A 24,588-nucleotide genomic window follows, 5' to 3' on the forward strand; every position below is an offset into this window, starting at 1 on the left:
GCTAGCGCGTCTACCAATTCCGCCACCTTCGCCCAGTGCGAGCAATATCTTTGTGGATTATGGTGCGAGGGGGGGGACTTGAACCCCCACGTCCGTAAGGACACTAACACCTGAAGCTAGCGCGTCTACCAATTCCGCCACCTTCGCATACCATCGACACTATGAAAGTATCGTTACCACGGAGGCGCATTCTAGTGGTTTTCGGCGGCACGTCAATAGTTAATTATGCAGGTTGTATCGATTGCTGCAAAAATGGTCGGGTTTGCCGCGAAGAAGAGCCAGCGGCACCGCAAGTGGGCCGCTGGCGCCAGAAGACGATTATTTTTTCGCCTGGCGGGTCATGATGGTGCGATAGACCTTAAACCGTCCTGTTTGGGCGATCACTTCATGGAAGCCAAATGTCTCATCCAGTACCTGGGGATACGGCAGGAAGGCGTTGGCGACAATGCGCAGTTCGCCGCCGCTGTTCAGATGGCGAACCGCGCCGCGGATCAGCGCCTGGGCCGCTTCGAGGCTGGTCTGCAGCCCATCATGGAATGGTGGGTTGGAGATGATCATGTCGAAGCGACCATTGACCTCCGAAAAGACGTTGCTGGCAAACACATCGCCTGCAAAACCATTAGCGGCAAGCGTCGCGCGGCTGGCTTCGACCGCCGGGGCGCTGACGTCGCACAGGGTCAGACGCACCTTCGGCGAATGGCTGGCCAGCACTGCGGCCAGCACGCCCGCGCCGCAGCCGACGTCCAGCACTTTCCCTTTGGTATGCGGCTCGAGAGTGGACAGCAGCAGCTGACTGCCGACGTCCAGACCGTCGCGACTAAACACGCCAGGCAGCGTTTTAATCGTCAGATTATCCAGCGCATACTCGCCCCAGAATGCTTCGGCGTCGAAGGTTGGCTGCTTTTCCAGACGACCATGGTAGAGGCCACAGCGACGGGCGCTGTCGATTTTATTCAGCGGGGCATATTCGGCCAGCATTTGCTCTGCGCTGCGAACGCCGCTACGGTTTTCCCCGACGACGAAAATATCGATTCCCACCGGCAGCAGAGAGAGCAGGTTCATCAGCTGGAACTGCGCCTCGGGTTTGTTCTTCGGCCAGTAGTAGATCAGGGTGTCGCAATCGGCGACGTCGGCGGCCTCGGCCACTAAGCTAAAACGGACGTTGTCACCCATCTGACGGTTCAGCACCTGCCAGTGGTGGAACTGTTGGGTATGAGCGCGGCTGGCCGCGGTATCCAGACGCGCAGGCAGGTCATCCTGCAGGTCACCGGCAAACAGAACGCGGGCGGACTCGAAATCATCACTGTGGCGCAGCAAGACTTCACTTGCCGGGGTAAAAGCGGACATGAAACACTCCTTCATTAAGACTGGCGCCGATTATAGTAGTTTGTTGGCGCAGATACGACGGATTTGCTATATTGCGCGCTTGTTTACCAGGAGTGTTTCGCTATGACATCCCGACGAGACTGGCAATTACAGCAGCTGGGCATTACCCAGTGGTCGCTGCGCCGACCGGGGGCGTTGCAGGGCGAAATCGCTATCTCGCTTCCTGAACATATTCGTTTGGTGATGGTGGCAGAAACCCCGCCGTCGCTGACAGAGCCGCTGATTGGCGACATATTACGCGCGCTGGCCGTGACGCCAGATCAGGTCCTGCAGCTTACCCCCGAGCGGGTGGCGATGCTGCCGCAGGACAGCCGTTGCAACAGCTGGCGGTTGGGCACAGAGGCGTCGCTGCCGCTGGCGGGCGCCCAGGTGTCCACCCCCGCTTTTGATGAACTTCAGACCAGCGCGCCTGCTCGCAGGGCGCTCTGGCAACAAATCTGCGCACATGAACACGATTTCTACCCTCAGCACGGCTGATTTATCCAACGCCTGGCAAATCGAAAAACGCTCCCACGCTTTCCCGTGGAGCGAACAGACCTTTGCCAGCAATCAGGGTGAACGTTATCTGAATTACCAACTGGCAGTGGATGGGGAAATGGCGGCATTTGCCATTACTCAGATTGTCCTTGATGAAGCGACGCTGTTTAACATCGCCGTCGACCCCGCATACCAGCGCCGTGGCCTGGGACGGGAACTGCTGGAACATGTTATCGATGAAGTTGAAAAACGCGGCGTCGTCACGCTATGGCTGGAGGTGCGCGCTTCCAACGCTGCCGCCATTGCGCTCTATGAAAGCGTAGGCTTTAACGAAGCGACCATCCGCCGCAACTACTATCCGACGGTCGACGGGCGCGAAGACGCCATTATTATGGCTCTGCCAATCAGTATGTAAGACAAGGTGATACGATGAAATGGGACTGGATTTTCTTTGATGCCGATGAAACGTTGTTTTCGTTTGATTCTTTTAGCGGCTTACAGCGGATGTTTCTCGACTACAGCGTGACATTTACCGCCGAAGATTTTCAGGACTATCAGGCCGTGAATAAGCCGCTGTGGGTGGATTATCAAAACGGCGTCATCACCTCGCTGCAGCTGCAGCACCAGCGCTTTGACAGCTGGGCGGAACGTTTGAATGTTAAGCCGGGTGAGCTCAACGACGCGTTTATGAATGCGATGGCGGAAATCTGTGCCCCGCTGCCGGGGGCGGTCTCGCTGCTTAACGCGCTGCAGGGCAAGGTCAGGATGGGCATCATCACCAACGGTTTTACCTCGCTGCAGCAGACTCGTCTGGAACGCACAGGTTTACGCGATCACTTTGATTTACTGATTATTTCTGAAGAAGTCGGCGTCGCCAAGCCGGATGCGCGCATCTTCGATTACGCGCTGGAGCAGGCGGGTAATCCACCGCGCTCGCGAGTACTGATGGTCGGTGATACCGCTGAGTCGGATATCCGCGGCGGCGTAAATGCCGGCCTGGCGACCTGCTGGCTGAATGCGCACCAGCAAACGCTGCCGGTAGACCTGCAGCCCGACTGGACGGTGACCTCGTTAAGCGAACTGGAGCAGCTCCTGTGTAAACACTGATTGCCTCCCCCCCATTGATGGGTAAAATAGCCGCAATTTTTCGTATTCCACATGCGCAGCCCGTTGCTGCGTTTACTTAGAAGATTAATTATGACTTTGTCTCCTTATCTGCAAGAGGTGGCCAAACGCCGCACTTTTGCCATTATTTCTCACCCGGATGCCGGTAAGACCACCATCACCGAAAAGGTGCTGCTGTTCGGACAGGCGATTCAGACCGCCGGTACCGTAAAAGGCCGTGGCTCCAGCCAGCATGCAAAGTCCGACTGGATGGAGATGGAAAAGCAGCGTGGGATCTCAATCACCACCTCGGTGATGCAGTTCCCGTATCACGACTGCCTGGTGAACCTGCTGGATACGCCGGGGCACGAAGACTTCTCCGAAGATACCTACCGTACTCTGACGGCGGTTGACTGCTGTCTGATGGTGATCGACGCGGCGAAAGGCGTTGAAGACCGGACCCGTAAGCTGATGGAAGTTACCCGTCTGCGCGACACGCCGATCCTCACCTTTATGAACAAACTCGACCGTGATATCCGCGATCCGATGGAGTTGCTGGATGAAGTTGAGAATGAGCTGAAAATCGGCTGCGCGCCGATTACCTGGCCTATCGGCTGCGGCAAGCTGTTCAAAGGCGTTTATCATCTCTACAAAGATGAAACCTACCTGTATCAGACCGGTAAAGGCCACACTATTCAGGAAGTGCGCATCGTGAAGGGGCTCAACAACCCGGAACTCGACGCAGCGGTGGGGGAAGACCTGGCGCAGCAGTTGCGCGACGAGCTGGAGCTGGTGCAGGGCGCGTCAAACGAGTTCGATAAAGATCTGTTCCTGGCGGGCGAAATCACCCCGGTGTTCTTCGGGACTGCGTTAGGTAACTTCGGCGTTGACCATATGCTGGATGGCCTGGTGGAGTGGGCGCCGGCGCCGATGCCGCGTAACACCGACACGCGTGAAGTCACCGCCACGGAAGAGAAATTTACCGGCTTCGTGTTTAAAATTCAGGCCAACATGGACCCGAAACACCGCGACCGTGTGGCTTTCATGCGCGTGGTGTCCGGCAAATATGAAAAAGGCATGAAGCTGCGTCAGGTGCGTATCGGTAAAGACGTCGTGATTTCCGACGCGCTGACCTTTATGGCCGGCGACCGTTCTCACGTTGAAGAAGCGTATCCGGGCGATATTATCGGCCTGCATAACCACGGCACCATTCAGATTGGCGATACCTTCACCCAGGGCGAGATGATGAAGTTCACCGGTATTCCGAACTTCGCACCGGAACTGTTCCGTCGTATTCGCCTGAAGGATCCGCTGAAGCAGAAACAGCTGCTGAAAGGGCTGGTTCAGCTCTCTGAAGAGGGCGCGGTACAGGTCTTCCGTCCGATCGCCAATAACGACCTGATCGTCGGCGCCGTTGGTGTGCTGCAGTTTGACGTGGTGGTAGCGCGTCTGAAAAGCGAATACAACGTGGAAGCGATTTACGAATCGGTCAACGTGGCCACCGCGCGCTGGGTTGAATCCACGGATGTGAAGAAATTCGAAGAGTTCAAACGTAAAAACGAAGTTCAGCTGGCGCTGGATGGCGGCGATAATCTGACCTATATCGCCCCGACAATGGTCAACCTGAACCTGACGCAGGAGCGTTATCCTGACGTGGTGTTCCGCAAAACGCGCGAGCACTAATCCCTGATGAAGCGCGGCATAGCCCGCGCTTTTTTCTTTCCAAGCTCGCGTTTCCCTCCTTCTGGAAAGTTCTTAAAACACCGCTAATTCGTCTGTTTTTTGTCCATATCATCCGCAACCCCTTCGTCTGTCTACTATATTTAATTCGTGATTTTAAAAATGCTGGCGTAATTCACTGCTTTCAGACGCCAGCGCTGGTGAAAAAACGAGGACATCACGATGACCAGACTAAAGAATGCCAATATGTTGCTGGCGCTCTTCTTAGGCTTAGCCGCGTTGAACGCCTCGGCAGAGACGGAAAAAACAACGGTAGACAGTGCGAAGTCGGCTGCCAGCAATGCGGGAGAGGCGGTAGACAATTCGATTAATAAAGTCGGCGATTTTATGGATGACAGCACCATTACCGCGCGGGTAAAAGCGGCGTTGATCGACCATAAAGATATTAACTCCGGCGATATTTCGGTGAAAACGGAGAATAAAGTGGTCACCCTCAGCGGCGACGTCACCAGTACTGAACAGAAAAGTCAGGCACTGAGCGTAGCGAAAGGGGTCGAAGGCGTCTCGCACGTTAACGACAAGCTGACGGTCCATCATAAATCATCGAGCGAGACGGCGACGCTGAAAGGCTATGCCGGGGATACCGCCATTACCAGCGAAGTGAAAGCCAAGCTGCTGGCGGATGACATTGTCCCTTCGCGCAATGTGAAAGTCGAAACCAACGCCGGCGCGGTGCATCTGACCGGTACGGTGGCTTCCGCGGCGCAGGCGGAGCGTGCGGCAGAGATTGCGAAAGCGGTCTCCGGCGTGAAAAGCGTCCGCAACGATCTTAGCGTTAAGTAAATCGAGTTATTAACAAAAGTGTTGTCTGGCCAAGGTTGCCGAACGAATAGCAGCATCCTCTGAGCGATGAGCTATACAGAAAGGGTGCGCAAACCGCTGTTCACCGTCCATTATGGTAAGGAGAAAAGTATGTTTCGATGGGGAATTATTTTTCTGGTCATTGCATTAATTGCTGCGGCCCTGGGCTTTGGTGGTCTGGCGGGTACTGCCGCTGGCGCCGCGAAAATCGTCTTTGTCGTCGGGATTATCCTGTTCCTGGTGAGCCTGTTTACAGGACGCAGACGTCCTTAGGTGGCCCGCGATGCGGGCGATGCTGAAGCCTGAGCATTTTTACTGACACGTCATCTTACACAAAGCCAGTCCTGCGGACTGGCTTTCGCGGTTTAAGCGATGGGCAAATTGCGTTACCTTGTCAGGAGAAGACCAATCGAACAGGAAAGCAGGGTGGGGCAACGCATTCCCGTCACGCTGGGCAATATCGCCCCGCTGGCGGTTAAACCCTTCCGACCAGGTAAGCTGGCGCTGGTATGCGAAGGCGGGGGACAGCGAGGGATTTTTACTGCCGGGGTGCTGGACGAATTTATGCGCGCCGGATTTAACCCCTTTGATCTGATGTTGGGGACCTCCGCCGGCGCGCAAAACCTCTCCGCCTACATGTGTAATCAGCAAGGCTATGCCCGCAAAGTTATCACCCGCTACACCACCTCACGCCAGTTTTTCGATCCGATGCGCTTTGTGCGCGGCGGCAACCTTATCGATCTCGACTGGCTGGTGGAGGCCACTTCGCAGCAGATGCCGCTGGCCATGAATTATGCTGAAGCGCAGTTCGCGTTGGGGAAAGAGCTGTGGCTGTGCGCCTGCCGCGGTGACGATTACTCTGCCAGCTATTTTTCGCCGACGCCGCAAACGTGGCTGGACCTGATCCGCGCCTCCAGCGCCATCCCCGGCTTTTATCGCAGCGGCGTGTTGCTCGACGGCGTCAGCTACCTTGACGGCGGCGTCAGCGATGCGATCCCGGTGCAGGAGGCGGCCCGCCGCGGCGCGCAGACCATCGTGGTGATCCGTACCGTCCCCTCGCAGATGTTTTATACCCCGCAGTGGTTTAAGCGGATGGAGCGCTGGCTGGGGGAGAGCAGCCTGCAGCCGCTGGTCAATCTGGTGCACCACCACGAAAACACTTACCGCGCTATCCAGCAGTTCATCGAGAAGCCACCCGGCAAGCTGCGGATCTTCGAAATCTACCCGCAGCGGCCATTGCGCAGTATGGCGCTTGGCAGTCGATTGCCGGCGCTGCTGGAGGACTACAAAACCGGACGTCAGTGTGGCCGCTATTTCCTGGCGACGGTGGGTAAACTGCTGGCCGACCAGCCGCCGCTGCTGCGCCATGCGCCGCGTATTGCCCGGCCTGCGCCGGTGGTGGTGCCGCCCGTACCGGTGGCCAATGAAGCGCCTCAGGCGACTGTCATTCCTGCACCGCAGGCGAATGACGCCAGCTTTGATCATGAGGATCTGGCATGAGCCACCGTTTTATCGATACCCACTGCCACTTCGATTTTCCTCCCTTCGCCGAGGATGAAACCGCCAGCCTTGCGCGCGCGGCCCAGGTCGGTGTCGGGCAGATCATTGTCCCGGCCATCTCCGCTGCGCGTTTTAACCGGGTGCTGGCGCTGGCGGCGCAGCATGAGGCGCTGTACGCCGCGCTGGGCATGCATCCGATCGTCATTGAGCAGCATGCCGATGAGGGGCTGGCGCAGCTGGAGAGGTGTCTGTCCCTGCGTCCGCCAAAACTGGTGGCGGTGGGGGAGATTGGCCTCGATCTCTATCGCGACGATCCGCAGTTTGACCGCCAGCAAGCGCTGCTGGAGGAGCAACTGAGGCTGGCGAAGCGTTACGATCTGCCGGTGATCCTCCACTCCCGACGTACCCACGATAAGCTGGCGATGCTACTGAAAAAACATGCCCTGCCGCGCACCGGCGTGGTACATGGCTTCGCCGGCAGCCTGCAGCAGGCCGAGCGCTTCGTTCAGCTCGGCTATAAGATTGGCGTTGGCGGCACTATTACCTATCCGCGCGCCAGCAAAACCCGCGAAGTGATGGCGCGTCTGCCGCTTTCCGCGCTGCTGCTGGAGACCGATGCGCCGGATATGCCGCTGAATGGTTTTCAGGGTCAGCCCAACCGCCCTGAACAGGTGGCGCGCGTATTTGACGCGCTATGTGAACTGCGCGCGGAATCGGCACCGATGATTGAAGCCGCGGTGATGGCGAATACAAAAAGCCTCTTTTCCGCGCTGGCAGGCTAAGCCTCTCCTTTTCTGCCCGAGACGAAGCAGGCCTCGATTTTGGCCTGCTGTGATAATTCCATCATTTTTTGTCCATCTAAAATTCTTTATATCTCAATAATAAACTGTTGTTTATGGCGACAATGTGCACAAATTGTGCGCCGTGGCGTCGAGAAACTTCAGTAGTATATGTTAGAATAATAACATCATCACTCACTGCGCTTTGCCGGTTATGCTTAAACAGGACGTACAGGTCAGCGTCGCGATAGTGAATGATTAATTGTGACTTGCATCACATCACAGTAATGCAAATTAGTAAGTAGTTTTCATTAACTGTGATGAATGTCGAAGTGTAACAGCGAGTGGATGTTACAATAGTAACAGACTCGCAAGGTGAACAAACTATTGATCCGGCATGACGCCGGCGGAGTATGAAATGACTGATTTAAAAGCAAGCAGCCTGCGCGCGTTAAAACTGATGGACCTGACCACCCTGAATGACGACGACACCAATGAGAAAGTCATTGCCCTGTGTCATCAGGCGAAAACCCCGGTGGGTAACACTGCGGCGGTGTGTATCTACCCGCGCTTCATCCCGATTGCCCGTAAAACGCTGAACGAGCAAGGAACGCCGGATATTCGCATCGCCACGGTCACCAACTTCCCGCACGGTAATGACGATATCGACATTGCGCTGGCGGAAACCCGCGCAGCGATCGCTTACGGTGCCGATGAAGTGGACGTGGTCTTCCCGTACCGCGCGCTGATCGCCGGCAACGAGCAGGTCGGTTTCGAGCTGGTGAAAGCCTGTAAAGAGGCCTGCGCGGCGGCCAACGTGCTGCTGAAAGTGATCATCGAAACCGGTGAGCTGAAAGAAGAAGCGCTGATCCGCAAAGCGTCTGAAATCTCTATCAAGGCAGGCGCTGACTTTATCAAGACTTCGACCGGTAAAGTGCCGGTGAATGCGACGCCGGAAAGCGCGCGCATCATGATGGAAGTGATCCGCGATATGGGCGTTGAGAAAACCGTTGGCTTCAAGCCTGCCGGCGGCGTACGCAGCGCGGAAGATGCGCAGCAGTTCCTGGCGATCGCTGATGAACTGTTCGGCGCCGACTGGGCCGATTCTCGTCACTATCGTTTTGGCGCATCCAGCCTGCTGGCTAGCCTGTTGAAAGCGCTGGGTCACGGCGACGGCAAGAGCGCCAGCAGCTACTAATCCCTTGATTTGCCGGATGGCGCTGCGCTTATCCGGCCTACGAATGGATGCCTGTAGGCCGGATAAGGCGCTCGCGCCGTCATCCGGCAATTTATTCTCTTTGGGAGGTTACCGTGTTTCTCGCACAAGAAATTATTCGTAAAAAACGTGATGGTCATGCATTAAGCGATGAAGAGATCCGCTTTTTCATCAACGGCATCCGCGACAATACTATCTCAGAAGGGCAGATCGCCGCGCTGGCGATGACCATTTTCTTCCACGATATGTCCATGCCGGAGCGTGTTTCGCTGACCATGGCGATGCGGGATTCCGGCACCGTTCTCAACTGGAAAAGCCTTAACCTCAACGGCCCGATCGTCGATAAACACTCCACCGGCGGCGTGGGTGACGTGACCTCGCTGATGTTGGGGCCAATGGTGGCCGCCTGCGGCGGTTATGTACCGATGATCTCCGGGCGTGGCCTCGGCCATACCGGCGGTACGCTGGATAAACTGGAAGCGATCCCGGGCTTCGATATCTTCCCGGACGACAACCGCTTCCGCGAGATTATTAAAGATGTCGGCGTGGCGATTATCGGGCAGACCAGCTCGCTTGCTCCGGCCGACAAACGTTTCTATGCCACCCGCGATATTACCGCGACGGTGGATTCCATCCCGCTGATTACCGCCTCGATTCTGGCCAAGAAACTGGCGGAAGGGCTGGACGCGCTGGTGATGGACGTCAAAGTCGGCAGCGGCGCCTTTATGCCGACTTATGAACTCTCTGCTGCGCTGGCCGAAGCGATCGTGGGTGTTGCCAACGGCGCCGGCGTGCGTACCACCGCGCTGCTGACCGATATGAATCAGGTGCTGGCATCCAGCGCCGGCAACGCCGTTGAAGTTCGCGAAGCGGTGCAGTTCCTGACCGGCGAATATCGCAACCCACGCCTGTTCGACGTGACGATGGCGCTGTGTGTGGAAATGCTGATCTCCGGCAAGCTGGCGGCGGATGACGCTGAGGCGCGCGCGAAGCTGCAGGCGGTGCTGGATAACGGTAAAGCGGCGGAAGTCTTTGGCCGCATGGTCGCGGCGCAGAAAGGGCCGACCGACTTTGTCGAGAATTATGATCATTATCTGCCGACGGCGATGCTGAGCAAAGCGGTCTATGCTGATACCGAAGGTTTTATCAGCGCGATGGATACTCGCGCGCTGGGAATGGCAGTGGTTTCTATGGGCGGCGGCCGCCGCCAGGCATCAGATACCATTGACTATAGCGTTGGCTTTACCGATATGGCGCGTCTGGGTGACCACGTTGACGGACAGCGTCCGCTGGCGGTGATCCATGCCAAAGACGAGAACAGCTGGCAGGAGGCCGCGAAAGCGGTCAAAGCGGCCATTAAACTGGACGATAAAGCCCCGGAAATTACACCGACAGTCTATCGCCGCATCACTGAATAGCGATATACTGATCTGATCGCTTTTTTGCAGCGCAAGATGTATGGAGAACAAGATGAAACGTGCATTTATCATGGTGCTGGACTCCTTTGGGATTGGTGCAACGGAAGACGCTGACCGCTTTGGCGACGTCGGCGCCGATACGATGGGCCACATTGCGGAAGCCTGCGCCAAAGGCGAGGCTGACAATGGCCGCAAGGGCCCGCTGAATTTACCGAACCTGACCCGTCTGGGTCTGGTGAAAGCGCATGAAGGTTCTACCGGTAAAATTGCCGCCGGAATGGATGGCAATGCCGAAGTGATTGGTGCCTATGCCTGGGCGCATGAACTCTCTTCTGGTAAAGATACGCCGTCCGGTCACTGGGAAATCGCCGGTGTGCCGGTGCTGTTTGACTGGGGCTACTTTAGCGACCATGAAAACAGCTTCCCGCAGGAGCTGCTGGATAAGCTGGTGAAGCGTGCGAACCTGCCGGGCTACCTCGGCAACAGCCACTCCTCCGGGACGGTGATCCTCGATCAGCTCGGCGAAGAACATATGAAAACCGGGAAACCGATCTTCTATACCTCCGCTGACTCAGTGTTCCAGATCGCCTGTCACGAAGAGACCTTTGGCCTCGACAAGCTGTATGAGCTGTGCGAAATCGCGCGTGAAGAGCTGACCGAAGGCGGCTATAACATTGGCCGCGTCATCGCCCGTCCGTTTATCGGCGACAAAGCCGGTAACTTCCAGCGTACCGGCAACCGTCACGATCTGGCGGTCGAACCGCCGGCGCCGACCGTGTTGCAGAAGCTGGTTGACGAGAAGAACGGCCACGTGGTGTCCGTGGGTAAAATCGCCGACATCTACGCCAACTGCGGCATCACTAAGAAAGTGAAAGCCACCGGGCTGGACGCGCTGTTCGACGCGACCATCAAAGAGATGAAGGAAGCGGGCGACGAGACCATCGTCTTCACTAACTTCGTCGACTTTGACTCCTCCTGGGGCCACCGTCGCGATGTCGCCGGCTACGCGGCGGGTCTGGAGCTGTTTGATCGCCGTCTGCCGGAGCTGATGGAGCTGGTTGGCGAAGACGACATTCTGATCCTCACCGCCGACCACGGCTGTGACCCGACCTGGACCGGTACCGACCATACCCGCGAGCATATTCCGGTGCTGGTGTACGGCCCGAAAGTGAAACCGGGTTCGCTCGGTCACCGTGAAACCTTCGCGGATATCGGCCAGACTATTGCGAAATACTTTGGTACGTCTGACATGGAATATGGCAAAGCCATGTTCTGAGGTCATTGCCCGGTGGCGCACAGCGATCCGGGCCTACGATTTGTAGGCCGGGTAAGGCGTAGCCGCCACCCGGCAAAAACAACAATGTAAAAGGAACTGAAGATGGCAACTCCTCACATTAACGCAGAAATGGGCGATTTCGCTGACGTCGTTTTGATGCCGGGCGACCCGCTGCGCGCGAAGCACATTGCAGAAACCTTCCTTGAAGACGTGCGTGAAGTGAACAACGTGCGCGGCATGCTGGGCTTCACCGGTACTTATAAAGGCCGCAAAATCTCCGTGATGGGCCACGGGATGGGTATCCCGTCCTGCTCAATCTACACCAAGGAGCTGATCACCGATTTCGGCGTGAAGAAAATCATCCGCGTGGGCTCCTGCGGCGCGGTGCGTGAAGATGTCAAACTGCGTGACGTGGTGATCGGCATGGGCGCGTGCACCGACTCTAAAGTGAACCGTCTGCGTTTCAAAGACCATGATTTCGCGGCGATTGCCGATTTCGGCATGGTGCGTAACGCGGTAGACGCGGCGAAAGCGCTGGGCGTTGACGCGCGCGTAGGCAACATCTTCTCCGCTGACCTGTTCTATACGCCAGACCCGTCCATGTTCGACGTGATGGAAAAATACGGCATCCTGGGCGTGGAAATGGAAGCGGCCGGGATCTACGGCGTGGCGGCAGAATTCGGCGCGAAAGCGCTGACCATCTGCACAGTCTCCGACCACATCCGTACTCACGAGCAGACCACTGCCGCTGAACGTCAGACGACCTTCAACGATATGATCAAAATCGCACTGGAATCGGTACTGCTGGGCGATAAAGAATAAGACCTGTTGTGCCGGGTGGCGGCTTCGCCTGACCCGGCCTACGGTTTTCCAGGCCCGCTAAGCGCAGCGGGCTTTTTTATTAGCGCACCGCGCCGGCCATCCACGCCGACAGTTCTTTGAGTTCCGCTTCCTGCTCCGGGAAATCGCCGACCAGCGCCTCACACTGCTGCAGCAAGACTTCCGCCCGATACTGACAGCCAACTAAGCGTGCCGCCAGGGCCTCCAGCGGCGCCGGGTTCAGGCTATCGGTAAAGGCTTGCGTGCGGGTGATATGGCCTTTCTCGACGTCAAAATGCAGCTCAACGCCGCCCCAGCGAAAGCGCTCGTCCAGCAGATGAGAGAAGGCCGGCGCCTGGCCGAAGTTCCACTCCCAGCTGCTCTGGCGGGCGAAGGTCTCGGCAAAATTCGGCAGGTCCGGCGTGTTGTCCGGGGAGATCACCTCGGCGTCCACCCGTTCGCCGTAATGGCTGAAGAACGCCTCCTGAATCGCCTCGCAAATGTGCTGATGGGTAATGCCCGGCAGCAGCTCAACCAGGTTCGCCACGCGACCGCGCACCGAGGTAATGCCTTTGGCCTGTAGCTTTTTCTGGTCCGGGTTAAGGTAGTTAGCGAGGCGACTTAAATCGGCATTCAGCAGCAGGGTGCCGTGATGGAAACCGCGGTCGATGGTCTCGCGATAGGCGGATCCAGACACTTTGCGGTCGCCGCTGTCGGTTTTGACCACCAGATCGTTGCGCCCGGAGGCTTCGGCGGTTACGCCGAGTGAATTGAGCGCCGCCAGCACGATAGCGGTGGAGACGGTTTTGTCGTACTCCGGTTTGCCTGCCATAAAGGTAAAGCAGGTATTGCCGAGGTCGTGGAACACCGCGCCGCCGCCGCTGCTGCGACGGGCCAGCCGCACGTGATCTTCCTCCATGCGGCGAGTATTACACTCCTTCCACGGATTCTGCGCGCGGCCGATGACCACGGTATCGGCATTGCGCCACAGGAACAGCACCCGCTGGGTGGCGGGCATCTGGCGGAAAATACACTCTTCGACCGCCAGGTTGAACCACGGGTCGTAAGAGTCAGAGAGCAGGAGGCGCAATGTGGACATTATAGATTTCCTTTCTTTTCATCGTCTTCATCCTCAACCGGCTTGTTGGCGGTGAGCAGGAAGGGCGATTGCTGCCAGCGGGTGCGTTTACCCTGCAGCAGCGTGCGGGTTAGCACCACGCCGATAGCCAGGGACAGTAACAGCATCAGGCGTAATATATTGGTGGTATTATCCACCTGCTTCGCCTCGGTCGCCAGGGTATGAGTATCGAGGGTCAGACGCAGGTAGCCCAGCGGGCCGTTTTTTCCCGGAACCGGCTCGACAATCTGCTGGTTGAAGTAGCCGCCGGCTTTTTTGCCATCCAGCGCCAGCCGGTCGCGAACCTCGACGCTTTCGCCAGAGCGTGCCACCAGGTCGCCCTGTTCGTCATACACGCCGGCGTCCAGTACGCGGCTGTTATGGGTCAGCTGCGTCAACAGTTGATTAATGCGCTTCTCGTCCGGTGTTTCGCTGCGCATCAGCGGCACGAGATTCAGTACCACCTGCTGCGCCAGCGTGCGGGCCAGCTCTTCCAGCTGCGGATTGCGTTGTTTCTGACTGTTCTGACTGAACCACGAGGCGCCCTGCATCAGTGCGACGAGCAGCGCCAGACAGATAAGGACAATGACCGCACGATGCAGCCGGAATTTCAGTTTTGCGCGAACCATATTCCACCTTTGAAAATTTGCAGCTTAATGTTGCCAGAAGCGCTGGTTACAAGGTAGCCTCATGCGTTATTTTCCTCGCCTGAATGAAGAGATGTGGAGCCGTAATGCCTAACAGTTTGACCTGGTGCGACCTGCCTGAAGACGTTTCCCTGTGGCCTGGGTTGCCGCTTTCCCTGAGCGGCGATGAGGTCATGCCGCTGGATTATCACGCCGGGCGCAGCGGCTGGCTGCTGTACGGGCGTGGGCTGAATAAGCGCCGTCTGACGGACTGGCAGCGCGAGCTGGGCGCCGCGTTAGTGATCGTTGCCTCCTGGGTGGTCGAGGATTACCAGGTGATCCGCCTGGCCGGTTCGCTGACTCCCCGTGCGACGCGACTGGCGCATGAGGCGGGGCTGGACGTCGCGCCATTGGGTAAAATCCCCCATCTGCGCACCCCAGGGCTACTGGTGATGGATATGGACTCCACGGCGATCCAGATCGAATGCATCGATGAGATTGCGAAACTGGCTGGCACCGGCGAGCTGGTCTCGGAAGTGACCGAGCGGGCGATGCGTGGGGAGCTGGACTTCACCGCCAGCCTGCGCCAGCGCGTGGCGACGCTGAAAGATGCGGATGCCAGTATTTTGCTGCAGGTGCGCGACGCGCTGCCGCTGATGCCGGGCCTGGCACAGCTGGTGCTCAAGCTGGAAACGTTAGGCTGGAAAGTGGCGATCGCCTCCGGCGGCTTCACCTTCTTTGCGGAGTACCTGCGCGACAAGCTGCATCTCGACGCGGTGTTCGCCAATGAGCTGGAGATCCGCGACGGCAAGCTCACCGGCAACGTGCTCGGCGATATCGTCGATGCGAAATATAAAGCCAATACGCTGCGCAAGCTGGCGGAAAAGTATGAGATCCCAACGGCGCAAACCGTGGCTATCGGTGACGGTGCCAACGACCTGCCGATGATTAAGGCGGCAGGCCTCGGCATCGCCTATCACGCGAAGCCTAAAGTGAATGAACAGGCGGAAGTAACTATCCGTCACGCTGACCTGATGGGGGTATTCTGTATTCTCTCGGGCAGCATGAACCAAAAGTAAGAGGTAAACGTGGCGAAAGCTCCAAAACGCGCATTTGTCTGTAATGAATGTGGTGCGGATTATCCGCGCTGGCAGGGGCAGTGCAGCGCCTGCCATGCCTGGAACACCATCACCGAGATGCGCATCGCCGCGTCGCCGCAGGTGGCGAGAAACGAGCGTCTTTCAGGCTATGCCGGTAACGCCGGCGTGTCGAAGGTGCAGAAGCTGTCAGATATTAGCCTGGAGGCGCTGCCGCGTTTCTCCACCGGCTTTAAAGAGTTTGACCGCGTGCTGGGCGGCGGCGTAGTGCCGGGCAGCGCGATCCTGATTGGCGGCAACCCCGGCGCCGGGAAATCGACGCTGCTGCTGCAAACCCTCTGCAAACTTGCGGAGGGGATGAAAACCCTGTACGTCACCGGGGAGGAGTCCCTGCAACAGGTGGCGATGCGCGCCCATCGTCTCGGGTTGCCGACGGCCAACCTGAACATGCTCTCGGAAACCAGCATTGAGCAGATCTGTCAGATCGCCGATGAGGAAAAGCCGCAGCTGATGGTGATCGACTCCATCCAGGTGATGCATATGGCCGACGTGCAGTCGTCGCCGGGCAGTGTCGCCCAGGTACGTGAAACCGCGGCTTATTTGACGCGCTTTGCTAAAACTCGCGGCGTGGCGATTGTGATGGTCGGCCACGTCACCAAAGATGGCTCGCTGGCCGGTCCGAAGGTGCTGGAGCACTGTATCGACTGCTCGGTGCTGCTGGACGGGGATGCCGATTCCCGTTTCCGCACGTTACGTAGCCACAAAAACCGCTTTGGCGCGGTCAATGAACTCGGCGTTTTCGCCATGACCGAGCAGGGCCTGCGCGAAGTCAGCAACCCCTCCGCTATCTTCCTTAGCCGGGGAGATGAAATCACCTCCGGCAGTTCGGTGATGGTGGTCTGGGAAGGGACCCGCCCGCTGCTGGTGGAGATCCAGGCGCTGGTGGATCACTCGATGATGTCCAACCCGCGCCGCGTGGCGGTGGGGCTGGAACAGAACCGTCTGGCGATCCTGCTGGCGGTGCTGCATCGTCACGGTGGTCTGCAGATGGCCGATCAGGACGTCTTCGTCAACGTGGTTGGCGGGGTGAAGGTCACCGAAACCAGCGCTGACCTGGCGCTGCTGCTGGCGATGGTTTCCAGCCTGCGCGATCGCCCGCTGCCACAGGATCTGGTGGTCTTTGGCGAAGTCGGGCTGGCCGGGGAAATTCGCCCGGTGCCGAGCGGTCAGGAGCGTATATCCGAAGCGGCGAAGCATGGTTTCCGCCGCGCCATCGTCCCGGCGGCCAATGTGCCGAAAAAAGTACCGGAAGGCATGCAAATCTTTGGTGTGAAAAAGCTTTCAGACGCGCTAAGCGTTTTTGACGACTTATAATAAGTTAAAAGGAGATTAGCGATGTCGTCATTTGACTATTTAAAAAGCGCCATTAAGCAGAAAGGTTGTACCCTGCAGCAGGTGGCGGAAGCCAGCGGAATGACCAAGGGGTATCTCAGCCAGCTGCTGAATGCCAAAATCAAAAGCCCGAGCGCGCAGAAGCTTGAAGCGCTGCATCGTTTCCTCGGGCTGGAGTTTCCCCGCCGGCAGAAAAGCGTCGGGGTGGTGTTTGGTAAGTTTTACCCGCTGCATACCGGGCATATCTACCTGATACAGCGCGCCTGTAGCCAGGTCGATGAGCTGCATATCATCATGGGCTATGACGATACCCGCGACCGCGAGCTGTTTGAAGAGAGCGCCATGTCGCAGCAGCCGACGGTGCCTGACCGCCTGCGCTGGCTGCTGCAGACCTTTAAATATCAGAAGAATATTCGCATCCACGCCTTCAATGAAGAGGGGATGGAGCCCTATCCGCATGGCTGGGACGTCTGGAGCCATGGGATCCGCGCTTTTATGAGTGAAAAAGGGATCGAGCCGAACCGGATCTATACCTCGGAAGAGGCCGATGCGCCGCAGTACCTTGAGCATCTGGGGATCGAGACGGTGCTTATCGATCCTAAGCGGACCTTTATGAATATTAGCGGCGGGCAGATCCGCGAGAACCCGTTCCGCTACTGGGAATATATTCCGACGGAAGTGAAACCGTTCTTTGTGCGGACGGTGGCGATCCTCGGCGGCGAGTCGAGCGGTAAATCGACGCTGGTCAATAAGCTCGCCAATATCTTCAATACCACCAGCGCCTGGGAGTATGGTCGGGATTATGTCTTTTCGCATCTTGGCGGCGATGAGATGGCGCTCCAGTATTCGGATTACGATAAAATTGCCCTCGGACATGCGCAGTATATTGATTTTGCAGTGAAATACGCCAACAAGGTGGCGTTTATCGATACCGACTTCGTCAGCACTCAGGCCTTCTGCCTGAAGTACGAGGGGCGTGAGCACCCGTTCGTGCAGGCGCTGATTGATGAATACCGTTTCGACCTGGTGATCCTGCTGGAGAACAATACCCCGTGGGTGGCCGATGGGTTACGCAGCCTTGGGAGTTCGGTGGATCGTAAAGAGTTTCAGTCGCTGCTGGTGTCGCTGCTGAAAGAGAACGAGATCGAATTCGTCCATGTGAAGGAGTCGGACTACGATGCCCGGTTCCTGCGCTGCGTTGAGCTGGTGAAGCAGCTGATGGGCGAGCAGGGGTAGGTCCTCTGCGGGCTGTTGCCCTCACCCCAACCCTCTCCCGGTGGGAGAGGGAGCAAACCCTAAAAAAGGCAACTTGCGTTGCCTTTTTGCATTTACCTTGCCCTCACCCCAACCCTCTCCCAATGGGAGAGGGAGCAAACCCTAAAAAAGGCAACCGAAGTTGCCTTTTTGCGTTTTATTTCGCGATACGCTTGTACTTGATTCGCTTCGGCTCCAGCGCGTCGGCGCCGAGGGTGCGTTTCTTATACTCTTCGTATTCGGTAAAGTTACCTTCGAAGAACTCAACCTTACCTTCATCCTGGTAATCCAGAATGTGGGTGGCAATACGGTCAAGGAACCAGCGGTCGTGCGAGATAACCATCGCGCAGCCCGGGAACTCCAGCAGGGCGTTTTCCAGCGCGCGCAGGGTTTCGATATCCAGGTCGTTGGTTGGTTCATCGAGCAGCAGGACGTTACCGCCGACCTGCAGCAGTTTCGCCAGGTGCAGACGACCACGCTCACCGCCGGACAGCTCGCCAACGCGTTTACCCTGGTCGACGCCTTTGAAGTTAAAGCGGCCCACGTAGGCGCGGCTCGGCATCTCGGTGTTGCCGATCTTCATGATATCCAGGCCGCCGGATACTTCTTCCCACACGGTCTTGCTGTTGTCCATCGCGTCGCGGAACTGATCGACGGAGGCCAGCTTAACGGTTTCACCCAGGGTGATGGTGCCGGAATCTGGCTGCTCCTGGCCGGACATCATACGGAACAGGGTGGATTTACCCGCGCCGTTCGGACCGATGATGCCGACGATAGCGCCTTTCGGTACCGAGAAGCTCAGATCGTCAATCAGCACGCGGTCGCCGTAAGATTTGCGCAGATGGCTGACTTCCAGAACTTTATCGCCCAGACGCGCGCCTGGCGGAATGAACAGTTCGTTAGTCTCGTTGCGTTTCTGGTATTCGACGTTGTTAAGCTCTTCAAAGCGCGCCAGACGGGCTTTGCCCTTGGACTGACGGCCTTTCGCGCCCTGGCGAACCCACTCAAGCTCTTTCTCGATGGATTTACGACGCGCCGCTTCCTGAGAAGCTTCCTGCGCCAGACGCTGATCTTTCTGCTCCAGCCAGGAGGAGTAGTTGCCTTCCCACGGAATACCTTCGCCGCGGTCAAGTTCGAGGATCCAGCCGGCGACGTTGTCGAGGAAGTAACGGTCGTGGGTAATCGCCACCACAGTGCCTTCGAAATCGTGCAGGAAGCGTTCCAGCCAGGCGACGGACTCGGCGTCCAGGTGGTTAGTCGGTTCGTCGAGCAGCAGCATATCTGGTTTTTCCAGCAGCAGGCGGCACAGCGCGACGCGGCGGCGTTCACCACCGGAAAGATTCGCGATTTTTGCATCCCAGTCCGGCAGGCGCAGGGCATCGGCCGCGCGCTCCAGCTGCACGTTCAGGTTGTGGCCGTCGTGCGCCTGGATAATCTCTTCGAACTTGCCTTGCTGGGCGGCAAGCTTATCGAAGTCCGCATCCGGCTCGGCGTATTTGGCATACACTTCGTCCAGACCCTTCAGCGCGTTAACCACTTCGGCGACCGCTTCTTCAACGGACTCGCGCACGGTGTGCTCCGGGTTGAGCTGCGGCTCCTGCGGCAGGTAGCCGATTTTGATGCCAGGCTGCGGACGCGCTTCACCTTCGATCTCGGTGTCGATACCGGCCATGATGCGCAGCAGGGTAGACTTACCGGCGCCGTTCAGACCGAGCACACCGATTTTCGCGCCAGGGAAGAAGCTGAGGGAGATATTTTTCAAAATATGACGTTTCGGCGGAACCACTTTGCCGACACGATGCATGGTATAAACGAATTGAGCCACGTTGGACTTCGCCTCTTTCTATTTTGATAGATAGTTCAAAGCCGAAGTGTAGCCTTTTTCGCGCGCTAATCCCAGCGAGGCGACAGGATTCACAGAAGCGTAAAAAAATGTCCAGGACATGGCGCGTTTAGCGTTGTCTGATTAGCATAAGTAAAGCTGCCTGCCGAACCGGCGGGGGCTTTTAAGCGGCACGATGCTGCGAAAATGCACCGGAAAGAGGAAGAGCTTGTGGAAAAAGCCAAAAAAATGGCGTGGCGTCTTTTGGCTGCCAGCGTTGGTCTGTTGACGTTGAGTCAGCTGGCGCATGCGGATTCACTGGATGAACAGCGCAACCGCTACGCACAAATTAAGCAGGCGTGGGATAACCGGCAGATGGATGTAGTCGACCAGCTGATGCCCACGTTAAGCACCTATCCCCTGTACCCCTATTTGCAGTACCGGCAGATCACCGACGATCTGATGAACCAGCCGGCGCTGGTGGTGAAAAACTTTATTGACGCCAATCCGACGCTGCCCCCGGCGCGTTCATTACGTTCGCGCTTCGTGAATGAGCTGGCCCGGCGCAGCGACTGGCGTGGCCTACTGGCGTTTAGTCCCGATAAGCCGACCAGCACCGAGGCACAGTGCAACTATTACTACGCCAAGCTGAGCGTGGGGCAGTCGCAGGAAGCCTGGAGCGGGGCGAAAGACCTGTGGCTGACGGGCAAGAACCAGCCTGGCGCCTGTGAGCCGCTGTTCAGCGCCTGGCGCGACTCCGGACAGCAGGATCCGCTGGCCTATCTCGAACGGATCCGCCTGGCGATGAAGGCCGGCAATATCGGGCTGGTCAAATCGCTGGCTCAGCAAATGCCCGGCAACTATCAGAGCATCGCTTCCGCCGTCGTCGCCCTGGCTAACGATCCAAACAGCGTTCTGACCTTTGCCCGCACCACCGGGGCGACGGACTTTACCCGCCAGATGGCCGCCGTCGCCTTCGCCAGCGTCGCCCGTCAGGATGTGGAAAATGCCCGCCTGATGATCCCTTCGCTGGTGCAGGCTCAGCAGCTCAACGAGGATCAGACTCAGGAGCTACGTGATATTGTCGCCTGGCGCCTGATGGGTACCGATGTAACCGAAGAGCAGGCTATCTGGCGCGATGACGCGATTATGCGCTCACAGTCCACGCCGCTGTTGGAGCGGCGCGTGCGGATGGCGCTGGGAACGGGCGATCGCCATGGCCTGAACACCTGGTTGGCGCGCCTGCCGATGGAGGCGAAAGAGAAAGACGAATGGCGCTACTGGCAAGCGGATCTGCTGCTTGAGCGCGGCAGGGACGAGGAGGCGCAGGCGATCCTTCGCTCGTTGATGCAACAGCGAGGCTTCTATCCGATGGTCGCTGCGCAGCGACTTGGCGAGGAGTATACCTTCCGCATCGATAAAGCCTCGGGAACGATCGATCCGGCGCTGGCTTCCGGTCCGGAGATGGCGCGGGTACGCGAGCTGATGTACTGGAATATGGATAACACCGCGCGCACCGAATGGGCGAACCTCGTCACCAGCCGAACCAAATCCCAGCAGGCGCAGCTGGCGCGTTACGCTTTTGATCAGCACTGGTGGGATCTGAGCGTGCAGGCGACGATCGCCGGCAAACTGTGGGATCAGCTGGAGGAGCGCTTCCCGCTGGCGTATAACGATCTGTTCGCGCGTTACATCAGTGGCAAAGATATCCCGCAGAGCTATGCGATGGCGATTGCCCGTCAGGAGAGTGCCTGGAACCCGAAAGTGCGCTCGCCGGTTGGCGCCAGCGGACTGATGCAGATTATGCCGGGCACCGCGACGCATACCGTCAGCATGTTCAGCATTCCCGGCTACAGCGGCCCGTCGCAGCTGTTGGATCCGGAAACCAACATCAACATCGGCACCAGCTATCTGCAGTATGTCTACCAGCAGTTCGGCAATAACCGTATCTATGCCTCGGCGGCCTATAACGCCGGGCCGGGCCGGGTTCGTACCTGGCAGGGGAACAGCGCCGGACGGATCGATGCGGTGGCGTTTGTCGAGAGTATTCCGTTCTCGGAAACCCGCGGCTACGTGAAAAATGTCCTCTCCTATGACGCCTACTATCGCTACTTTATGGGGCAGCAGGATAAGCTGTTCAGCGATGCGGAGTGGCGGCAGCGTTACTGATCGCCGGGAAGTATGTTATGCTTTGTACTCGTTGAAGAGTACATTCGACGGGCAGCGTAAGCTGCCCGTCTCAATATGGTGGCGCGATATGACCCAACAATCTCCTTATTCCGCGGCCGTTGCCGAACAACGTCATCAGGAGTGGCTGCGCTTTGTGGCGCTGTTACAGCAGGCCTATGCTGAGGATCTGCATCTGCCATTGCTGCAGCTGATGCTGACCCCCGACGAGCGCGAAGCGCTGGGCACCCGGGTGCGCATTATTGAAGAGCTGCTGCGCGGTGAGATGAGCCAGCGCGAACTGAAAAATGAGCTCGGCGCCGGGATTGCGACCATTACCCGCGGGTCGAACAGCCTGAAATCAGCGCCGGCCGAACTGCGTCAGTGGCTGGAACAGACGCTGTTGGCTAGCGATAAATAGCGTTATGAAACGGGCTCAACGCCAGCACGACCGCCTGATGGTAAACGCTGCTGCGGGTTAATTTTCCACCGGTGAAAACTCCAATCGCTCCCTCTTTACGACCGATCTGGTCGATGCCGGTATACTGCGACATGACCGGTCCCAGGGCTTCACCAGCGCGAACTTGCTCAAGAATAACCTCAGGTAACGGCAGCGTGGCTGAGCGCGCTTCTCCGCGCCGATCAGCGCTTTCAATGACCACCCAGCTAAAGGTGCTGCCATCGTCGATACCGGCCTCAATGGCCACCCAGAAATCGGCACTGGGTTGGACAAGACGCGCATTGGCGACGCGATTTCGTGCGCCAGCGCGCGTTTCCTCGCTGCCGAAGGGCTGTTCCGGCACGCCGCTCTCGACGGAGACGGACTCAATATGGCAGGATCCTTCGCCGAAAATCTCGTTAAAAGCCTGCAGAATTGCCTGAATTTTGGCGGGATTAGTGGTCGCTGAGACAACATGGTGCATAATCAAAACAACTCAGAATAAACTAACGTCATCGCAGTATACTCTAAATCACCCTCAGGGCAGGCGGTAATGCCCAAACCCGGTTGATAACGAGTCCAGAACGGAAAAAAAGCATGTTACAGGTATACCTTGTTCGCCACGGTGAAACGCAGTGGAACGCCGAGCGACGTATTCAGGGTCAGTCCGATAGCCCGCTGACCGCACACGGTGAGCGCCAGGCCTGGCAGGTTGGCGAGCGCGCCAGAACGCTGGGGATCACCCATATTATTACCAGCGATCTGGGACGAACCCGCCGTACAGCAGAGATTATCGCCGAAGCCTGCGGCTGCAGCGTGATCGCCGATGCGCGTCTGCGCGAGCTGGATATGGGGGTGCTGGAGAAGCGCCATATCGACTCGCTCAGCGACGAAGAAGAGGGCTGGCGTCGCCAGCTGGTCAACGGCACGCCGGATGGCCGTATTCCGCAGGGCGAATCGATGCAGGAGCTCAGCGAGCGGATGCATGCGGCGCTGGCATCCTGTCTGGAATTACCGGCCGGTAGCCGACCGCTGCTGGTGAGTCATGGGATTGCGCTGGGCTGCCTGGTAAGCACGATTTTAGGGCTGCCAGCATACGCTGAGCGTCGTTTGCGACTGCGCAACTGCTCTATCTCGCGCGTTGACTATCAGCAAAGCCCGTGGCTGGCTTCCGGCTGGGTGGTGGAAACGGCGGGCGACGTCTCGCATCTTGACGCCCCCGCGATGGACGAGCTGCAGCGTTAACGACGAATCGGGATCAGATACTCGCAGCGTAACTGAATCGGCGTAGCCTGATCCCGGTTTTCATCTTCAGGGTAGAAGCGTTCAATATCCAGCCCCTTGCGACGGGTCAGGTTTAGCATCGGCATGCAGGTACCGTAGACCGTCAGGATGAATTCCTGCAGGCCGGTGCCCAGTCCTTCATACGTGAACATGACATACTCGCCGCCCTCCAGGGTGACCGGGTGGGCGTTCTGCAGATGACCATTAGCCATCTCCGGCGTCAACGCGGTGGTATAGAACACTTCCTGCTCATCGTCTTTCTCCAGGCTCGGACGCGGCTCATGCAGCCCGTAGAGCACCGGAGGGATCGACGGCGAATTGCCGAGGAAGTCCCGCCAGAACTGGACGCGCATCTGGTTGCGGAAATCGGAGATTTCCTCGAGCTTACAGGTATAGCTCTGGGTGACGCCGAGCAACTGAGTGGTGGGCAGGGCGACAAATTCATGTTTTGGCAGCGTGAATTCGCCAAGACGCAGCGGCGGACGCATACCGAACGAGCTCCAGTCCGGGGAGCGGCGGTAGAGCGCCGGCGTCAGCGAGAACTGCTTTTTAAATGCCCGGGTGAAGGTCTGCTGGGAGTCGAAACGGTACTGAAGCGCAATATCAAGGATTGGACGGGCGGTTAGACGTAATGCGACAGCAGATTTCGATAACCGGCGCGCGCGAATATAGGCACCGATGGCATGGCCGGTGACATCCTTAAACATTCGCTGTAAATGCCACTTGGAATAACCTGCCTTCGCCGCCACATTGTCCAGAGAAAGCGGCTGATCCAGGTGACCTTCCAGCCAGCTAAGGAGATCGCGAATAATCCCTGCTTGATCCATAAAATGTCCCCATCCTTAAACACAGGTGCCTGATATTAAAGTAGCGGA

At 57.8% G+C, this 24,588-nt stretch carries 24 protein-coding genes and 1 tRNA gene; 18 read left to right on the plus strand and 7 right to left on the minus strand.

The genetic code is table 11. The annotated features are described in order from the left end of the window. Positions 1-60 precede the first annotated feature (60 nt). Positions 61-147: transfer RNA gene (locus tag HMPREF3096_RS17040), tRNA-Leu, on the minus strand. A gap of 171 nt (positions 148-318) precedes the next feature. Next, the gene (gene rsmC / locus HMPREF3096_RS17045; protein WP_012542927.1) at positions 319-1,347 is read right to left on the minus strand and encodes a 16S rRNA (guanine(1207)-N(2))-methyltransferase RsmC; all 1,029 of its coding nucleotides are present in this window, start codon (positions 1,345-1,347) and stop codon (positions 319-321) included. A 102-nt stretch (positions 1,348-1,449) separates the two neighbouring features. On the opposite strand from rsmC, the gene HMPREF3096_RS17050 reads away from it, so the two are divergent. From HMPREF3096_RS17050 to deoD, 12 genes are all read left to right on the plus strand, one after another. Continuing rightward, on the plus strand, positions 1,450-1,863 hold the full coding sequence (locus tag HMPREF3096_RS17050) for a DNA polymerase III subunit psi (RefSeq protein WP_004146046.1): 414 nt from the start codon (positions 1,450-1,452) through the stop codon (positions 1,861-1,863). After that, the gene (rimI, locus tag HMPREF3096_RS17055) at positions 1,832-2,278 is read left to right on the plus strand and encodes a ribosomal protein S18-alanine N-acetyltransferase (RefSeq protein WP_032731596.1); all 447 of its coding nucleotides are present in this window, start codon (positions 1,832-1,834) and stop codon (positions 2,276-2,278) included. Before HMPREF3096_RS17050 ends, rimI begins: the two co-directional genes overlap by 32 nt. A 14-nt stretch (positions 2,279-2,292) precedes the next feature. Further along, a complete protein-coding gene (gene yjjG, locus HMPREF3096_RS17060) occupies positions 2,293-2,970 on the plus strand; it encodes a pyrimidine 5'-nucleotidase (RefSeq protein WP_012542924.1) in 678 nt (225 codons plus the stop codon). Positions 2,971-3,060: 90 nt separating this feature from the next. Next, a complete protein-coding gene (gene prfC / locus HMPREF3096_RS17065; RefSeq protein WP_008807529.1) occupies positions 3,061-4,650 on the plus strand; it encodes a peptide chain release factor 3 in 1,590 nt (529 codons plus the stop codon). A gap of 219 nt (positions 4,651-4,869) precedes the next feature. Further along, entirely contained in the window at positions 4,870-5,490 is a 621-nt protein-coding gene (gene osmY, locus HMPREF3096_RS17070) for a molecular chaperone OsmY (protein WP_008807528.1), read from the plus strand. Between the two features lie 129 nt (positions 5,491-5,619). Beyond that, positions 5,620-5,781: a DUF1328 domain-containing protein gene (locus tag HMPREF3096_RS17075; protein WP_002887716.1), complete on the plus strand. Its 162-nt coding sequence runs from the start codon at positions 5,620-5,622 to the stop codon at positions 5,779-5,781. 153 nt (positions 5,782-5,934) lie between these two features. Continuing rightward, positions 5,935-7,008 (plus strand): patatin-like phospholipase family protein, encoded by a 1,074-nt coding sequence (locus HMPREF3096_RS17080; protein ID WP_008807527.1) that lies wholly within the window; start codon positions 5,935-5,937, stop codon positions 7,006-7,008. Beyond that, a complete protein-coding gene (locus HMPREF3096_RS17085; protein ID WP_032731597.1) occupies positions 7,005-7,790 on the plus strand; it encodes a TatD family hydrolase in 786 nt (261 codons plus the stop codon). Before HMPREF3096_RS17080 ends, HMPREF3096_RS17085 begins: the two co-directional genes overlap by 4 nt. 415 nt (positions 7,791-8,205) lie before the next feature. Then, positions 8,206-8,985, plus strand: a complete 780-nt coding sequence (deoC, locus tag HMPREF3096_RS17090; protein WP_002887784.1) for a deoxyribose-phosphate aldolase — start codon at positions 8,206-8,208, stop codon at positions 8,983-8,985. A 113-nt stretch (positions 8,986-9,098) separates the two neighbouring features. Further along, a complete protein-coding gene (gene deoA / locus HMPREF3096_RS17095) occupies positions 9,099-10,421 on the plus strand; it encodes a thymidine phosphorylase (RefSeq protein WP_008807525.1) in 1,323 nt (440 codons plus the stop codon). A gap of 52 nt (positions 10,422-10,473) precedes the next feature. Next, positions 10,474-11,697 (plus strand): phosphopentomutase, encoded by a 1,224-nt coding sequence (deoB, locus tag HMPREF3096_RS17100; RefSeq protein WP_070544530.1) that lies wholly within the window; start codon positions 10,474-10,476, stop codon positions 11,695-11,697. Between the two features lie 102 nt (positions 11,698-11,799). Further along, positions 11,800-12,519, plus strand: coding sequence for a purine-nucleoside phosphorylase (deoD, locus tag HMPREF3096_RS17105; protein ID WP_002887789.1), 720 nt, complete (start codon positions 11,800-11,802; stop codon positions 12,517-12,519). 79 nt (positions 12,520-12,598) lie between these two features. Here the strand turns inward: deoD and lplA are convergent, their stop codons facing one another. Together lplA and HMPREF3096_RS17115 are read right to left on the minus strand one after the other, a co-directional pair. Continuing rightward, on the minus strand, positions 12,599-13,615 hold the full coding sequence (lplA, locus tag HMPREF3096_RS17110; RefSeq protein ID WP_012542921.1) for a lipoate--protein ligase LplA: 1,017 nt from the start codon (positions 13,613-13,615) through the stop codon (positions 12,599-12,601). Continuing rightward, complete coding sequence (locus tag HMPREF3096_RS17115) at positions 13,615-14,262, minus strand: YtjB family periplasmic protein (RefSeq protein ID WP_012542920.1); 648 nt, start codon at positions 14,260-14,262, stop codon at positions 13,615-13,617. Before HMPREF3096_RS17115 ends, lplA begins: the two co-directional genes overlap by 1 nt. A gap of 104 nt (positions 14,263-14,366) precedes the next feature. On the opposite strand from HMPREF3096_RS17115, the gene serB reads away from it, so the two are divergent. The 3 genes from serB to nadR are packed head-to-tail and all read left to right on the plus strand — an operon-like array spanning position 14,367 to position 17,984. Next, entirely contained in the window at positions 14,367-15,338 is a 972-nt protein-coding gene (serB, locus tag HMPREF3096_RS17120) for a phosphoserine phosphatase (RefSeq protein ID WP_016160266.1), read from the plus strand. 9 nt (positions 15,339-15,347) lie between these two features. Then, positions 15,348-16,730 carry a DNA repair protein RadA gene (gene radA / locus HMPREF3096_RS17125; RefSeq protein ID WP_002887800.1) on the plus strand — a complete coding sequence of 461 codons (1,383 nt, stop codon included), beginning with the start codon at positions 15,348-15,350 and terminating at the stop codon, positions 16,728-16,730. A 21-nt stretch (positions 16,731-16,751) separates the two neighbouring features. Further along, entirely contained in the window at positions 16,752-17,984 is a 1,233-nt protein-coding gene (gene nadR / locus HMPREF3096_RS17130; protein ID WP_002887802.1) for a multifunctional transcriptional regulator/nicotinamide-nucleotide adenylyltransferase/ribosylnicotinamide kinase NadR, read from the plus strand. Positions 17,985-18,159: 175 nt separating this feature from the next. Here nadR and ettA read toward each other — a convergent pair whose 3' ends face one another. Next, positions 18,160-19,827, minus strand: a complete 1,668-nt coding sequence (ettA, locus tag HMPREF3096_RS17135; protein ID WP_012968984.1) for an energy-dependent translational throttle protein EttA — start codon at positions 19,825-19,827, stop codon at positions 18,160-18,162. A gap of 228 nt (positions 19,828-20,055) precedes the next feature. Here ettA and sltY point away from each other — a divergent pair, with 228 nt between their 5' ends. Then, positions 20,056-21,993 carry a murein transglycosylase gene (gene sltY / locus HMPREF3096_RS17140; RefSeq protein ID WP_032731598.1) on the plus strand — a complete coding sequence of 646 codons (1,938 nt, stop codon included), beginning with the start codon at positions 20,056-20,058 and terminating at the stop codon, positions 21,991-21,993. Between the two features lie 88 nt (positions 21,994-22,081). Continuing rightward, on the plus strand, positions 22,082-22,411 hold the full coding sequence (trpR, locus tag HMPREF3096_RS17145; RefSeq protein ID WP_008807518.1) for a trp operon repressor: 330 nt from the start codon (positions 22,082-22,084) through the stop codon (positions 22,409-22,411). Here trpR and yjjX read toward each other — a convergent pair. Then, positions 22,398-22,913, minus strand: coding sequence for an inosine/xanthosine triphosphatase (yjjX, locus tag HMPREF3096_RS17150; protein WP_008807517.1), 516 nt, complete (start codon positions 22,911-22,913; stop codon positions 22,398-22,400). The genes trpR and yjjX overlap by 14 nt on opposite strands. A gap of 113 nt (positions 22,914-23,026) precedes the next feature. Here yjjX and gpmB point away from each other — a divergent pair, with 113 nt between their 5' ends. Then, positions 23,027-23,674 (plus strand): 2,3-diphosphoglycerate-dependent phosphoglycerate mutase GpmB, encoded by a 648-nt coding sequence (gene gpmB / locus HMPREF3096_RS17155; RefSeq protein WP_008807516.1) that lies wholly within the window; start codon positions 23,027-23,029, stop codon positions 23,672-23,674. On the opposite strand, the gene robA is transcribed toward gpmB, so the two are convergent. Continuing rightward, the gene (gene robA / locus HMPREF3096_RS17160) at positions 23,671-24,540 is read right to left on the minus strand and encodes an MDR efflux pump AcrAB transcriptional activator RobA (RefSeq protein ID WP_008807515.1); all 870 of its coding nucleotides are present in this window, start codon (positions 24,538-24,540) and stop codon (positions 23,671-23,673) included. The genes gpmB and robA overlap by 4 nt on opposite strands. Between the last annotated feature and the right edge of the window lie 48 nt (positions 24,541-24,588).

Origin of the sequence: Klebsiella sp. HMSC25G12 (assembly GCF_001807705.1) — a bacterium.
In the GTDB taxonomy this organism is placed as follows: domain Bacteria; phylum Pseudomonadota; class Gammaproteobacteria; order Enterobacterales; family Enterobacteriaceae; genus Klebsiella; species Klebsiella variicola.

Excerpts from the sequence above, each read along its gene's own strand:
- nadR (WP_002887802.1), top strand. The coding sequence starts at position 16,752 with ATGTCGTCATTTGACTATTTAAAAAGCGCCATTAAGCAGAAAGGTTGT.
- gpmB (WP_008807516.1), top strand. The coding sequence starts at position 23,027 with ATGTTACAGGTATACCTTGTTCGCCACGGTGAAACGCAGTGGAACGCC.
- lplA (WP_012542921.1), bottom strand. The coding sequence starts at position 13,615 with ATGTCCACATTGCGCCTCCTGCTCTCTGACTCTTACGACCCGTGGTTC.
- yjjG (WP_012542924.1), top strand. The coding sequence starts at position 2,293 with ATGAAATGGGACTGGATTTTCTTTGATGCCGATGAAACGTTGTTTTCG.
- HMPREF3096_RS17115 (WP_012542920.1), bottom strand. The coding sequence starts at position 14,262 with ATGGTTCGCGCAAAACTGAAATTCCGGCTGCATCGTGCGGTCATTGTC.
- robA (WP_008807515.1), bottom strand. The coding sequence starts at position 24,540 with ATGGATCAAGCAGGGATTATTCGCGATCTCCTTAGCTGGCTGGAAGGT.
- trpR (WP_008807518.1), top strand. The coding sequence starts at position 22,082 with ATGACCCAACAATCTCCTTATTCCGCGGCCGTTGCCGAACAACGTCAT.
- deoC (WP_002887784.1), top strand. The coding sequence starts at position 8,206 with ATGACTGATTTAAAAGCAAGCAGCCTGCGCGCGTTAAAACTGATGGAC.
- rsmC (WP_012542927.1), bottom strand. The coding sequence starts at position 1,347 with ATGTCCGCTTTTACCCCGGCAAGTGAAGTCTTGCTGCGCCACAGTGAT.
- serB (WP_016160266.1), top strand. The coding sequence starts at position 14,367 with ATGCCTAACAGTTTGACCTGGTGCGACCTGCCTGAAGACGTTTCCCTG.
- deoD (WP_002887789.1), top strand. The coding sequence starts at position 11,800 with ATGGCAACTCCTCACATTAACGCAGAAATGGGCGATTTCGCTGACGTC.
- HMPREF3096_RS17075 (WP_002887716.1), top strand. The coding sequence starts at position 5,620 with ATGTTTCGATGGGGAATTATTTTTCTGGTCATTGCATTAATTGCTGCG.
- HMPREF3096_RS17085 (WP_032731597.1), top strand. The coding sequence starts at position 7,005 with ATGAGCCACCGTTTTATCGATACCCACTGCCACTTCGATTTTCCTCCC.
- prfC (WP_008807529.1), top strand. The coding sequence starts at position 3,061 with ATGACTTTGTCTCCTTATCTGCAAGAGGTGGCCAAACGCCGCACTTTT.
- osmY (WP_008807528.1), top strand. The coding sequence starts at position 4,870 with ATGACCAGACTAAAGAATGCCAATATGTTGCTGGCGCTCTTCTTAGGC.
- HMPREF3096_RS17050 (WP_004146046.1), top strand. The coding sequence starts at position 1,450 with ATGACATCCCGACGAGACTGGCAATTACAGCAGCTGGGCATTACCCAG.
- deoB (WP_070544530.1), top strand. The coding sequence starts at position 10,474 with ATGAAACGTGCATTTATCATGGTGCTGGACTCCTTTGGGATTGGTGCA.
- yjjX (WP_008807517.1), bottom strand. The coding sequence starts at position 22,913 with ATGCACCATGTTGTCTCAGCGACCACTAATCCCGCCAAAATTCAGGCA.
- rimI (WP_032731596.1), top strand. The coding sequence starts at position 1,832 with ATGAACACGATTTCTACCCTCAGCACGGCTGATTTATCCAACGCCTGG.